Genomic DNA, 13,510 nt, shown 5'->3' on the forward strand with positions numbered 1-13,510 from the left:
CGACGCATTTCGTAAGGTTCGGTTGCACTTCCGTGAATCGTGCCGAAAACACCGGCGCGCGACCGTCACCGATCCGTGACGGCCGCGATATTGTCGTCGCCATTGCGATCGATGTAGAAATTATAGGGATCCACGCCGGCAAAGGCGGGCTTGCGTTTCGTGACGATCCTGACGGTCTGTTCGCCGGACACGATCGGGCGGCGTTCCTTCAGGATCACGTCCCTGGCGGCGAAGCTGCCCAGGCCGGGGCGCTGGTCGAACACGCCCACGTCGATCGTGTCGGCCAAAGGTGCCGCCTTTTCCACGCCCGTGCCATTGGCGTAATATTTGGCGGCATCGATCGTCACGATCGTCTCATACGTGCCGTCTGGCAATTTGCGCGTCTCGGCCGATTTCGCCTTCAGGTCGTACACGGTGATGCGATCGACCAGGTCGAGCACCAACTGCCGCTCCGCCGGGTTCCGCGCCAGCGACAGCAATCCATCCACCAGATCGAGCGAGCGCGGGTACGGCTTGCCCTTGAAGCGATAGCGATCGAGCAGCCCGCGCAGCATCGCGTTGACCCGCGCTTCGCCCAGCCGGTCCTGGAGCAGGTACATGACCAGCGAGCCCTTGCGGTAATGGATGTAGCCCTGATTCTCGACCCGATCGAGCGGCACTTCTTCCACCGCCTCGCTCCCGCGCGAGCGCAGATAGGAATCGAGTTCGTATTTCAGGAAACGGCGGATCTTGTCGTCGCCATATTGGTGTTTCATCACCATCAGCGCGGAATATTGCGCCATCGTCTCGATCAGCATCGTGCCGCCCTGCATTTCGGCGCTGACCAGTTGATGCCCCCAATATTGATGGCCGAGTTCGTGCGCGGTGACGTAGCTGACATAGTCGATCTTCGTCGGATCGCGCGTGTCGGCCATGAAGCCGATGCGTTCCGAATAGGGGATCGTGCCGGCGAACGCCTGTGCGTAGCTGGCATAGCCGGGGAATTCAAGAATGCGGGCATAGTCGAACTGGTACGGCCCGAAATTGGCCCTGTAATACGCAAGCGAGCGCTGCATCGCATCAAGCATGCGATCCACATTGAATGCGTGCTTCGCGTCATAGAACACGGTCAGGTTTGTGTTGTCGACGATGCGGCTCTTCTGCGCATAATTGGCGGATTGCACCGAGAAGAAGGCGAGGATCGGCGCGGTCGAAACGAACCGGGCCGTGCGGCGCCCGCCCGATACCGCGTCCGAGACCTTGCGACCCGGCGCGACCGGCACTTGCCCGGCGACCGTCGAAACGGTGATGTCGGATCGCACCCAGGGCGCATTGCCCAGCATGTTGTGCGCCTGCGCCGATCGGTCTTCCAGCTTGGCCATGCGCAATTCGGGCGGCAGGCCGTATTTGCGACGCTTGGCGCGATCCTGCAGCAGCCCATCGCGGCTCATGCCGAGTTGTGGCACGAACTCGGCATTCTGCAGGAAACTGCCATTGCCGACGACGCGCGTGTCGTCGTTATTGGCAACGATTCCCCGTTGCCAGCGCGTCGAGGCGAAGCGCAACGTACCACGCGCGCCCGGCGCCAGCGGCGTCGCGAAGCGATAAATGCGGTATTGCAGGTCGGTATCGTCGGACACCAGCCGCGCGCCGGGAATGGTCACCGCGCCCAATCGCGTATGATCGTCGAGCAGCCGGACATGCAGATCCCTGAGCGGCGCACCGGTATCGTTGACGAAATCGTATGTTCCACTCGCCGCCATCCGCCGTTGAACGGGATAGAGCGCGACGTTGAGCCGCATGTCGGTCACGGTCGGCTGCTTCAGCGCGGCGTATCGGAGATATTTCTTCTCGTATTGGGCCATCCGCGCCTCGCCCTCGGGCGCGGTACGGTAGCGATTGAGCACGTTCATGTCGTGATAGAGATACGCCCCGCTCGCCGCCGTCACGACCAGCGCCCCGCCGAGCACCGCGCCCGGTACGCCGAGCAGGCGACGCGGCACCTGCGCCAGCCGCAGCTTCAGCCGAGTCTCGGTGCCGCGCCGCCATAGCAGATGCGCGAACACGCACAGCGCCAGCGCGACCGATCCCCAATAGAGCCGCAGCCACCAGCCGCGCGGGCCGCCGATCTGGTCACCGTTCATGTCGGACAGCTGGCCGGTGCCGGTGCTGCCATACTGATACAGCGGATGTTCGAAGCCCATCGTGACGAGCGTGATCGTCGCGACGAGATAGACTACCATGATCGCCCAGCCGACATATTTGTTCGGGCTGAGCGCCTGGACGAACACCGCGAGAATCGCGAGGATCAGCGCATCCACCGTCATCGGCAGCACCCACCAGGCGAAATACTGGCCGAGTTCGAGATCGGTCTGCCCGCGAACCAACTGCACGACGCAGGCGGTGACCACCGACATCACGAGCGTCGCGAACAATACGCCGGTGACGGCCAGCACCTTGGGCACCAGATAGGCCCAATTGGGCAGCGAGGTCGCATCGACGATCTCGTGCATGCCGCGCTCCCGATCGCGCCAGACGAGTTCGCCCGAATAATAGATCGCGATGATCAGCGGGATGATGCCGAAGCTGCCCTGCAACGTGCCGATCGCCGCGAACGTCAATTGTCGGATTGACGTGCCGAACATCTCGTTGGCGAACAGCAGGCCGCCCAGCGTGTTGAACAGGCCGACGATCAGCAACACGATGAAGGCGGGCCCGCGGAACACCAACGCCATCTCAAACCGGCAGCGGGCGATCAGCCGCGTCCAGCCGGCCTGGGACGAGCGCGCGGGCGGCAGCCGATCGACCATCAGCGGCGCGGTCGCCGCCAGTTTCGCGGTGGCGCGTTGCTGCCGCCGGAGTTTGCGTTTCGAAACGCCCCGTTCGGTGAACGAGAAGCGGGCATAGGCGACGACCATCGCCACCAGCCCGACGCCGATCGCGATTACCCGGTTCCACAGGATCACGCCGGCGAATGCGGGCATCCCGGCATTCGCCTCGCTTGCCGTCCAATAGCGCGTCGTGCTGGTGAACGCGCCAATGCCGAACAGTTCGAAATAGCTGCCGGTCGGGCGCCATTCGGGCTTCGCGCGCAACGTGGCGGACAGCGCGATGTACAGCATCAGGAAAACGACGACGCCGAGATAGGAATACATCATCGACCGCGTCATCGTCGCGACCGCGAAGAAGATCGCCGAGGTCAGGAAGATGCTGGGCAGGCCGAGCAGGAAATAGGCATAGGCATAATCGCGCAACCGGTTCGGCCCGAGCGTCTCGGCATCGACCCACGGCATCAGCGACCCGAGCCAGATCGCCAGCGGCACCGCCGCGAACGCCAGCGACGCAGCCACGAACGCGCCGAGGAAGCGCGCCATCAGGTAATCGAACTTGCCGACCTGCGTCGATCGCACCATCGGCCCGAAGCCGCTCTCGTCGTCGCGCACGATCACGTTGGCGACGAACGCGGTCGTCACGAACATGAAGAACAGCGACATGATCATGTGCACCTGCGCGATCGCGACCGGTGCATTCTTGTGGATATTGGCGCCGCTGCCGATCTTGATCTGGTCGATCGTGATCGATCCGAAGGTCAGCAGGAAGAACAGGATCGAGACGGTCCAGAAGACCGGATTGCGCAATTGATAGCGCAACTCGAAGCGGGCGATCTGGCCGAACATGCGCGCTCAGGCCGCGATTGCGGAGGACGAGGTCACCCGGCGCGATCGGGCCAGCGTGGAGAAATACACGTCCTCCAGCCCGCCATGCGCCGCGGCGAAGCCGTCACCGGGATCGTCGTTCGACAGGATGTGGATGATCGTCCGGCCGGCGAACAGGCGCGTCGAGATCACTTCGTAGCGCAACCGCGCCTCGTCCAGTTCGTCGCGGCCGATCGTCTTGGCCCACACATTGCCGCGCGTTCGCTCGATCAACTCCAGCGGTGCGCCCTCCAGTTGGATCCGCCCTGCCGCCAGCACCGCCATGCGCGGGCACAGATCGGCCACATCCTCCACGATATGCGTCGAGAGAATGACGACGACATTCTCGCCGATCTCGGCCAGCAGATTGAGGAACCGGTTGCGTTCTTCCGGGTCCAGCCCTGCGGTCGGTTCGTCGACGATGATCAGTTCCGGATTGCCGATCAGCGCCTGCGCGATGCCGAAACGCTGCCGCATCCCGCCCGAAAAACCCGCAATCGCCTTCTTGCGCACGGCCCACAAATTGGTCTGGTTGAGCAGGGTCTCGACCGTCTCCTTGCGCTCGCGCGCCGAGGCGATGCCCTTCAGCACCGCCATGTGATCCAGCATGTCATAGGCCGAGACACGCGGATAGACGCCGAAATCCTGCGGCAGATAACCCAATGTCTCGCGCAGTGCCTCGGGATCGGCGATCACGTCGATCGCGCCGAAGCGGATCGTGCCCGCGGTCGGCGTCTGCAGCGTGGCGACGGTGCGCATCAGCGTCGATTTACCCGCGCCGTTGGGGCCAAGCAGGCCGAACATACCCTTCGGCACGCTCAGGCTGACATCGTCGAGCGCCTTCGTCCCGTTTGCGTAGATGTGCGTGACGCCGTTCAGCTCGAGCATTGAAATCCCCCGCGATAGGGGAGGAAGCTAGCCGCGTGTATTAGTGTTGTAAAGCACGCCTTTGGTATATCCATCCGCGCACGTACCGCTCGCAAATCGCGGAAATAGCTCAGCTTATCGCGCGAAAAGATTTGCGCCCTTCAATTCCCACTAAAACAGTAGATTATCTCCGCCTGGCAGGAGAGTGCGTATGCGAGCGAGGCGACGGCAGGGACGGGCATTGGAAATCCCGACACTCATCGTCACCGCCGTCATTTATGCCGGCTGGATCGCCGCGACCTATTGGCACGCCAGCATTCCCGATCCGCTGCTGCTGGCGATCGGCGCATGGCTGATCGCCTGGCACGGATCGCTTCAGCACGAGACGATCCACGGCCATCCCTCCCGCTGGCGGGCGCTGAACACCGCGCTCGGCTTCCCGCCGCTCGCGCTCTGGCTGCCATATGCGATCTATCGGCGCAGCCATATCGAACACCATCGGAGCCCGGCGATCACCGATCCCATGCTCGACCCCGAATCACGCTATGCCGCGCGTGGCGCAGGCTTCGGCACCTTGGCGACACGCGCGCAATCCACGCTGGTCGGCCGCATGCTGCTCGGGCCGCCGATCGCGATCGGCGCGCTGCTCGCGGAGGATGCCCAGCGCGCCGCCCGGGATCCGCGCGGCTTCGCGCGCGATTGGCTGCCGCATCTTGCGGCGGTGGCGCTGATCTGTGCGTGGCTGTCCTGGACGCAATTCGGGCTGGGCCGCTACCTTCTGCTGTTCGTCTATCCCGGCATGGCGCTGACCCTGCTGCGCTCGTTCGCCGAACATCGCGCCGATCTGGACGCGCCCGGCCGCGCCGCGACGGTCGAGCGCGGCGGCCTGCTCGGCCTGCTCTATCTCAACAACAATCTCCACGCCGCGCATCACGATCGGCCCGGCCTCGCCTGGTATCGCCTGCCGGCCTATCACCGCCAGCATCACCCGCGCCTGATCGGCCCGGAGGCGCGCGCCTATCGCGGGTACGGCCAGATCCTTTGCCGGTTCGCACTGCGCCGGCACCACGTTCTCGTCCATCCGGCGCACGAAATCCCCGGAGCATGAGCAGGGCCGTCGCCTCGCTCGGCATGTACGACCATCCCGAACAAAAGGCGGCGAACGACCGCCTGTGGGCCGGAATCGCGCGCCGCCTGGACGCGCACGGCATCGCCGCACCGGCCACGCTCGATCGCTCGCGTTCGGTGGAAGCGATCTGGCGCGATCCGAACCTGCTGTTCGGCCAGGTCTGTGGCTACCCCCTGGTCAGCGACCCGGACCTGTCGTTGCGCATCATCGGCGTGCCCATCTACAACGTCCCCGATTGTGCCGCCGGGCAGCATGTCAGCTATATCGTCACCCGCCACGAGGATCCGGGCACCGCGCTGTCCGACTATCGTGGCCGCCGCGCCGCGATCAATGCGCGCCATTCCAACACCGGGCATAACCTGTTCCGCGCGGCCATCGCCCCGCTCGCCCATGACGGGCGGTTCTTCGATAGCGTGGTCGAGACGGGATCGCACCGCGTCAGCGTGGATGCCGTTGCGCGCGGTGCGGCCGATGTGGCGGCGATCGATGCCGTCACCTACGCCGCGCTGCGACGCTTCGAACCCGAAGCCGTCGCAGGCCTGCGCATCCTCGACGTCACCGCCCCCTCGCCCACTTTGCCCTTCGTCACCGCACGATCGACCAGTATCGAAACCGTTGCCGCCCTGCGCATCGCGCTGGCCGACATCATCGCCGACCCCGCCTTGGCCGAGGCGCGCGATGTGGTGTTCCTCACCGACATCGTCCCGGGCGGGGTGGATCGCTACGCACCCGTTCGCGACCATGAGACCGCCGCGATCGCCGCCGGCTATCCTACGTTACGATGAGATGGCCGAGAGATGCACCGCGCGACGGCCCCGAGCCTCCCCCGGCAACCCCTTGACCAAGCAAATATTTCGCAAGCCATCGGATAAAATTTCTTCGCATCACCACACACCAAAAAGGCCGAAAGGCCGCTCCTTCGTAAAAAGCGCACGACTGCGACAGGCAGCATCGCTTCAGCGATCGAGATTTTCGAAATCGCAAAAGGGACTAATATCGTGACCAACCTTCGCCCACTCCTCGCCCTCGCCGCCTCGACGCTGGCGCTGACCCATGCCGCCGCAGCCAGCGCGCAGACCGCGCCCGTCGAAACCGCCGCTCCGGACGCTGCCGCGCCTGCGGACGAGAGCGAGATTGTCGTCACCGGCACGCGCACCGTGGGCCGGTCGCGGCTCGAAAGCACATCGCCGGTGGATGTGCTGAGCGCGGCCAGCTTGCAGCGGCAGGGCACGACAGAACTAGGCGCAGCGCTGGCCGCGATCGTCCCGTCGATCGATTTCCCCCGCTCCTCGGCAGTGGACGGCACGGATTCGATCCGGCCCGCCACGCTGCGCGGCCTTTCGCCGGATCAGACCCTCGTGCTGATCAACGGTGTGCGCGCGCACACCTCGGCTTTGCTCAACACCAACGGCTCGGTCGGGCGCGGGTCGGCGGCGGTCGATCTCAACACCATCCCCTCGGTCGCGCTCGACCGGATCGAGGTGCTGCGCGACGGTGCCGCCGCGCAATACGGGTCGGATGCGATCGCCGGCGTGGTCAATCTGCGCCTGCGCGAAGCCCGCAGCGGCGGCGGCGCGACGGTCAGCTATGGCCAGTACATCACCGATGTCGAGACCGCGCGCGGACGGCGCAAGGAACATGACGGCGAAACCGTCACCGCCTCGGCATGGCAGGGCATCGCCCTGGGATCGGACGGCTTCCTCACCATCTCGGGCGAATATCTCAACCGCAACCCGACCAGCCGTGGCGATTTTGACCCGCGCAAGACGCCGATCCGGGTACGCTCGCGCTTCGGCGATCCGGACGTCGAACAATATAGCGGCTACATCAACGCCGGTAAGCCGCTCGGCGACAGCGGCTGGACGCTGTACGGCTTCGGCGGCTACCAGCATCGCGACAGCGTGAGCGCCGCCACGCCGCGCATCGTCGGCGGTATCGGCAGCAACGCCAATGCCAGTGCCGATGCGCTCGCCAGCCTGTATCCGGACGGCTTCACCCCGCTGATCGCCGTCAAGTCGATCGATCTTACCGCCACCGGGGGCGTGCGCGGCGAATTGTCGGGCTGGAACGTCGATCTCAACGTCTCGTACGGCCGCAACAAGCTGACTTTCGAAACACGCAATTCGGGCAACGCCACCTACGGCGCGAACTCGCAGCGCAATTTCTACGACGGCACGCTGACCTACGATCAGCTCGTCGGCGGGATCGACGTATCGAAGGAACTGCCGCTCGGCGACGGCACGATCAACGTCGCGTTCGGTGAGGAATATCGCCGCGAGGGCTTCAAGATCGGCGCCGGCGAGCCTGCCTCGTACAACCGTGCTCCGGGTGCCAGTGCGACGCTCGGGTCTGGTGCGCAGGGCTTTCCCGGGTATCAGCCTTCGAACGTGGTCAACGTGCACCGCGACAACGTGTCAGGCTATCTCGATCTCGAAGCAAAGCCGAACGACAAACTGACCCTCGGCATCGCTGGCCGCGCCGAAAGCTATTCCGATTTCGGCGAGACCGCGACGGGCAAGGTCAGCGCCCGATACGAATTCGCACCGTGGTTCGCGCTGCGCGCCACCGCCTCGACCGGCTTCCGCGCGCCGTCGCTGCAACAGCAATATTTCACCTCGACCGCGTCTGTGCTGACCAACGGCACGATCGTCGAGACCGGCCTGTTCCCCTCGGTCAGCCCGGTCGGCATGGCCTTGGGCGGCAAGCCGCTCAAGGCGGAAAAGGCACGCAACCTGTCGGTCGGCACGGTGCTGCGCTCGGGCGGATTCGATCTGTCGATCGATGCTTATCAGATCAAGATCCGCGACCAGATCGCCTTGTCCGAAAATCTCAGCGGCACCGTCGTGGCAGCTTTGCTCGCGGCGAACCCCGCCACCAACAGCGTGACCGCCGGACGCTACTTCCTCAACGGCATCCGATCGACCACCAAGGGCATCGATATCGTCGCGCACTACCGTACCCGAACGGACAATCTCGGCACGTTCGATTTGACCGCGGCGGGCAATTTCAACGACATCAAGGTGACGCGCGCTCCGGCCGCAGCGACGATCACCTCGTCAGCCGGCACCGCCACGCTGCCGATCTTCAGCCGCCAGCGCATCATTTCGTTCGAACAGGGCACGCCGCGCACCAAGCTGGTCGGCACGGTCGATTGGTCGCTCAAGGATCTCGGCGTCACCGCGCGCGCGTCCTATTATGGCGACGTGACGCAGCCGAGCAGCAACGGCTTCGCCGAGGACGATATCCACACCGGCAAGCACACGATCTTCGATCTCGAAGCGCGCTATCAGGTGGTCAAGAACCTAAACGTGGCGCTTGGCGCGAACAATCTGTTCGATACCTACCCAGATTATGTGAAGCTCGCCTCCTCGCGCGGCACGGTGCTCAACAGCACCGGCCTTGTCGGCTTCCCGTATTATTCGCCATTCGGGTTCAACGGCCGCTATCTCTACGCGCGAGTCGGAGTAACCTGGTAATTCGAGACGGGACTTCGGGGAGCGGCAGCGCTCCCCGGACCGCACTCACTTGGTGCTGCGGGCGATCAACTCGGCCGCTTCCGTCTTTGCCTGATCGATCTTCGCTTCGCCGGTGACGAGATCGTCCGCGATCAGCATCAGTTCGTGACCGGTCACGGAACCGTTATTGGCCTCCTCCTGCAACTTGATGCCGGATCCCGACGCGATCGCCCGGTCCCAGTCGCCCCGCACGGCGGCCCAATAGTCCTTGGTCTTCGCCCAATAGGCATCGGCTTCGGCAATCGCGAAGTCGCTCGCCGGGGCATAGGTGTTGACGACATATTCGTGAACGAAGGTGGCGGGCTTGCCGTCCTTCGTGCCGATCTTGGCATTGTCCTGTTCATGCACCCAGCCCGCCGGCGTCAGGACGTGACGGTTGGTGCCGAGATAATGATCGTAAGGGGGGATGCGCGTGGCATCGCGCCGGGCGAGCGGGCGGCGAGTCTCGTCGCTGGTCCAGCGGGTCGCACCGTCGTCGTAGCGCCAGCGCCCGATGCCGCCGTAACGCGGCGAATCGTCGGTCTGCCATACGGTCTGCGACCACGCGCCCTTGCGCTCCGCCTCGGGCACCGCGCGCAGGCTCCAGCGCCCGGTATCGGCATAGGCCAGCACGGTTTTCGGCTGCCACGTCCAGTCCTGCCGCCAATGTTTGATCACCATCGTCTTGCCATTGCCGTCGGTGACGACCAGCAGATGCTGCAGCACGATCAGGTCCGGCGTATCGACGATCGCGCGCACGACTTCGTGCCCGCCGCTCAGCTTCGCCGGAAAGGGCGTGTAGCCTGCGACGAGCGGCGTCGTCTCGCGCATGTCGAACGTCACCTTGAAGGTGCCGGCCATCGCCAGGATCGCCGCACGATCGCGCGCCTTGTCGCCATAACTGGCGGTGGTTTGCGCCGAAGCGGTGATCGGCAAGGCCGGAACAATGGCGGCCAGCATAAGCGTGGCGAGCAGGGTGGATCGGATCATGGTCTGGCTCACAGGCTAAAGGAGAGGGACACGCCGGCATTTCGGCCGGGCTGGGAATAGGCATCTTGCACGACCGACGTCGCGGACAGGCCACGCACGTCGCTCCACCAGAAATACTTCTTGTCGGTGATGTTGAACACGCCCGCGCGCACGGTCGCACGATCCAGCACCTTGAGCGAGACCGTCGCGTCGAAGATCCAGAACCCCGGCGGGGTGAAGCAGAAGGTCGCCGGCACCGCCGCTGTGGTCGGCGTCGCGGCGCGGGCCGCGACGTTGCAGCTGTTGTTGGTGTCGGACAATTTCTTGCCCGACGCATGCGTCGCGGCGAATTCCGCCCGGAACGGGCCATTGTCGGGCTGGTAGAAGATGCCGGCGACCAGCTTGAACGGATCCACGCTGTCGAGCGGCAGCGTGCCGGCGACGCCGGTCGTTTGCAGCGTCCCCTTGGCATAGGAGGCCGCCGCGCGCGCGCCGATGCCGATCGGCAACCGCACCTCAGCGCGCCCTTCCAGTCCCTCGATCTTCACCTGGCCACGGTTGATATATTGATAGACCGCCGGGTTGGCCGCGGTGAATGCCCCGCTGACCTGCACCTGATCGATGAAGTTGCGGAAACGGCTGCTGAACGCGGTGCCGCTCAGCGACCAGCCCTGCCCGTTCAGCCGCACGCCGCCCTCGATGCTCTTGCTCGTTTCCGGCTTGAGGTCCGGGTTCGGAATCGAGCGATAATTCGATACGAGATTGGCGAAGCCGTTGTTGATCTGGTTCGGCTCGGGCGGCTTGAAGCCCTGGCTATAGTTCGCGAACAGCCGGACGTTCTCGGTCAGCTTCGCGACCGCGCCGAGCCGCGGGGTGAACCGCGACGCGCTCTGCCCGCGCGGGACGAACGTCGTGAACAGCGGATCGTTCTGCGGACTGAGCTTGTAGTGATCGTAGCGGATCGACGGGAACAGCGTGAGCAACCCGTTCGCGATGCCGATCTCGTCTTGCGCGAACACGCCGACCAGGGTGTAATCCGTCGTCGGGAAGGCACGCGTCGGATAGGTCTCCCCGGCGGGCGGCACGGTGCCGTCTCGCACACCCGTTTGCCGGGTGTGCGAGTAGTCGGCGCCATAGGCGAACAGGTGGGTCAGCGGGCCCGTAGTGAGGCGGCTTTCGAGTTGCAGCATGCCGCCATAGACTTCGTTGTCGAAGCGATTGATGCGGATGCGATCGGCGGCGGTGTTGCGATCCTCCCAGCCGGTCTGGTCGGTCTTGCTCTTCTGGTAATATGCGGCGGCACGGATACCGCTGATCGCGCCGTCGCCGGTGTAGCGATAATCGATCGTGCCGCGGTCGCGCGAGGTCGTGTCGTATGCGGTCAGCCCGAGGACCGAGGTCGATGCCAGCGGCGGCTTGGTGATCGCACTCAGCACGTTGGAATCGACCGTCGAGGCGAACCGTTCATAGGTCAGTCGCACCCGGCTGCTGTCGGTCGGCGTCCAGACCAATCGGGCGAGCAACGCATTCGATGCGATGTCCTGCGGGATGGCGGTGGTGCGATCGGTATTCGCGCTGTCGTTGGTGCCCTTCGTCTCGATGCCGTGACCATCGCGGCGGGTGAAGGCGACCATCGCCTGGATATCGCCCGCCTTGCCCGCGACGACGATCCCCTTGGTCCAGCTATCATCGGCGCTGTCATAGCCGACGCGCAAGCCGCCGCCGACCAGTTTGCCGTCCTTCAGGAAATCCTGTGGATCCTTGGTGATGAAGCTGACCGCACCCGCCACGCCGTCGCTACCATACAATGCCGATGCCGGGCCGCGCAGGATCTCGACCGATTTCAGCAGATCGAGATCGACATAGTCGCCACGCCCGACCGACTGCGCCCCGAACGCGAAGGCATCGGGCACGCGCACGCCGTCCACGGTGATCAGCACGCGATTGCCCTCCAGCCCGCGAATGTTGAACCCGCTATCGCGATCACGCCCGGTCGAGGCACCGGCGGCGGTAAAGCGCGCCGGCGCGCGGCGCACGCTGACGCCCGGTTCGTAGCGCACCAGATCCTTGATATCGGAAATCAGGCGATCGTCGATCGTACGTGTGTCGATCACCGACACCGTGGCCGGCACATCCTCGACCAGCTTGTCGGTGCGCGTGGCGGTGACGGTGATGACGCCGCTCTGGTCGTCGCCGTCCGTCGGCAACGCGATGTCCGCTTTTGCGTCCGTTTCCACCACTGCCGGATCGGCGAGCGATGCGCACGCTGGCGATACAGCAGCGAAAACGAACGCGACGGGCGAGATGCCCAACAACAGACCGGCAAGTTTCATAACGATTCCCTCATTGATGACGTCTTGCTAGTGCGAGTCATTCTCGTTAGCAAGTACCCATCGATATGGGAGCGAAACGATGATCATCACCGGGATGAGGTTTGGATTTGCGGCGCGACACACGATGCCGGCACTGCGCAGGATCGGCGCGATCGCCGTGACGAGCGCGCTGGCGCTGTTGCTGTCGCCCGCCTTTGCCCATATGCCCTACGTGCTGCCCAGCGCGTTCGAGGCTGCGCGCGACCGGATCACGATCGAGGCCTCGTTCGGCGAGGATGCCTTCCGTCCGGAAATCGCGATGAAGGATGCGCCGTTCGAAGTGACCGGGCCTGACGGCAGGACCGTGCCGCTCGCCGCACCCATGCTGACCGGCGATTTGACGATCGTCGAGGCACCCCTGCCCGCCGAGGGCCTGTATCGCGTGTCGTCCGGTCAGCGGCTCGGACGGATCGGCAAGATGTATCGGACGGGAAATGGCTGGACGATCGTCGGCGAAGGCGCCGCGCCACCCGCCGGCGTGGTCGTGGTCGATGTGCGGAGCGCGACGATCGCCGACGCGTATGTCCTGCGGGGCAAGCCCGGCGCTTCCGGCGCGCTGACGGTGCGCGGCAAGGCGCTGGAAATCCACCCGCTTGGCGATCCGGCAAGCTATTCGCCCGGCGCACCGGCGACATTCGACATCCTCTACGACGGCAAGCCGCTGGCCAGTGAAGAAATTACTTTGTTCCGCGAAGCCGGCGTCTACGACGGGCGCAAGCAGGCCGGAACCGCGACCACCGGCAAGAGCGGCAGGATCACGCTCACCCCGCCGGATGCCGGCCGCTACCTGATCCTGGCCCGCCACCGCACCGCCACGCCCACCGGCCCGGACGCCTATACCAGTTTCACCGCGACGCTCGCCTTCGAGGCGCTGTGATCACCCACCATCCGGCCTAGGCCCGCATCACATCCGCACCTTCGCCTTGATCCCGAAGGTGCGCGGGTTGCCGGCATAGCCCGTCACGATCCCCGTCGCCCGGGTCAGGCCGAGCAAATTGGAATAAT

The 13,510-nt window shown here is 64.9% G+C and carries 8 protein-coding genes; 4 read left to right on the top strand and 4 right to left on the bottom strand.

Translation table 11 applies throughout. The features are described from left to right. Positions 1-65: 65 nt before the first annotated feature. Both U1738_RS09180 and U1738_RS09185 read right to left on the bottom strand, forming a co-directional pair. Positions 66-3,656: an ABC transporter permease/M1 family aminopeptidase gene (locus U1738_RS09180; RefSeq protein ID WP_332788745.1), complete on the bottom strand. Its 3,591-nt coding sequence runs from the start codon at positions 3,654-3,656 to the stop codon at positions 66-68. 6 nt (positions 3,657-3,662) lie between these two features. Further along, positions 3,663-4,562 carry an ABC transporter ATP-binding protein gene (locus U1738_RS09185; RefSeq protein ID WP_332788746.1) on the bottom strand — a complete coding sequence of 300 codons (900 nt, stop codon included), beginning with the start codon at positions 4,560-4,562 and terminating at the stop codon, positions 3,663-3,665. Between the two features lie 220 nt (positions 4,563-4,782). Here U1738_RS09185 and U1738_RS09190 point away from each other — a divergent pair, with 220 nt between their 5' ends. The 3 genes from U1738_RS09190 (at position 4,783) to U1738_RS09200 (ending at position 9,146) form a co-directional block, all read left to right on the top strand. Then, on the top strand, positions 4,783-5,649 hold the full coding sequence (locus U1738_RS09190; protein WP_332788747.1) for a fatty acid desaturase: 867 nt from the start codon (positions 4,783-4,785) through the stop codon (positions 5,647-5,649). Further along, positions 5,646-6,455 carry a phosphate/phosphite/phosphonate ABC transporter substrate-binding protein gene (locus U1738_RS09195; RefSeq protein WP_332788748.1) on the top strand — a complete coding sequence of 270 codons (810 nt, stop codon included), beginning with the start codon at positions 5,646-5,648 and terminating at the stop codon, positions 6,453-6,455. Before U1738_RS09190 ends, U1738_RS09195 begins: the two co-directional genes overlap by 4 nt. Before the next feature lie 213 nt (positions 6,456-6,668). Then, positions 6,669-9,146 (top strand): TonB-dependent receptor, encoded by a 2,478-nt coding sequence (locus U1738_RS09200; RefSeq protein ID WP_332788749.1) that lies wholly within the window; start codon positions 6,669-6,671, stop codon positions 9,144-9,146. Positions 9,147-9,191: 45 nt separating this feature from the next. Here the strand turns inward: U1738_RS09200 and U1738_RS09205 are convergent, their stop codons facing one another. Together U1738_RS09205 and U1738_RS09210 are read right to left on the bottom strand one after the other, a co-directional pair. After that, positions 9,192-10,154 (bottom strand): DUF6607 family protein, encoded by a 963-nt coding sequence (locus U1738_RS09205; RefSeq protein WP_332788750.1) that lies wholly within the window; start codon positions 10,152-10,154, stop codon positions 9,192-9,194. A gap of 8 nt (positions 10,155-10,162) precedes the next feature. Continuing rightward, positions 10,163-12,466, bottom strand: a complete 2,304-nt coding sequence (locus U1738_RS09210) for a TonB-dependent hemoglobin/transferrin/lactoferrin family receptor (RefSeq protein ID WP_332788751.1) — start codon at positions 12,464-12,466, stop codon at positions 10,163-10,165. A 79-nt stretch (positions 12,467-12,545) separates the two neighbouring features. On the opposite strand from U1738_RS09210, the gene U1738_RS09215 reads away from it, so the two are divergent. Next, a complete protein-coding gene (locus U1738_RS09215) occupies positions 12,546-13,382 on the top strand; it encodes a DUF4198 domain-containing protein (protein ID WP_332788752.1) in 837 nt (278 codons plus the stop codon). The last annotated feature ends 128 nt before the right edge of the window (positions 13,383-13,510 follow it).

The organism is Parasphingomonas caseinilytica, from assembly GCF_036663755.1.
Lineage (GTDB): Bacteria > Pseudomonadota > Alphaproteobacteria > Sphingomonadales > Sphingomonadaceae > Sphingomonas.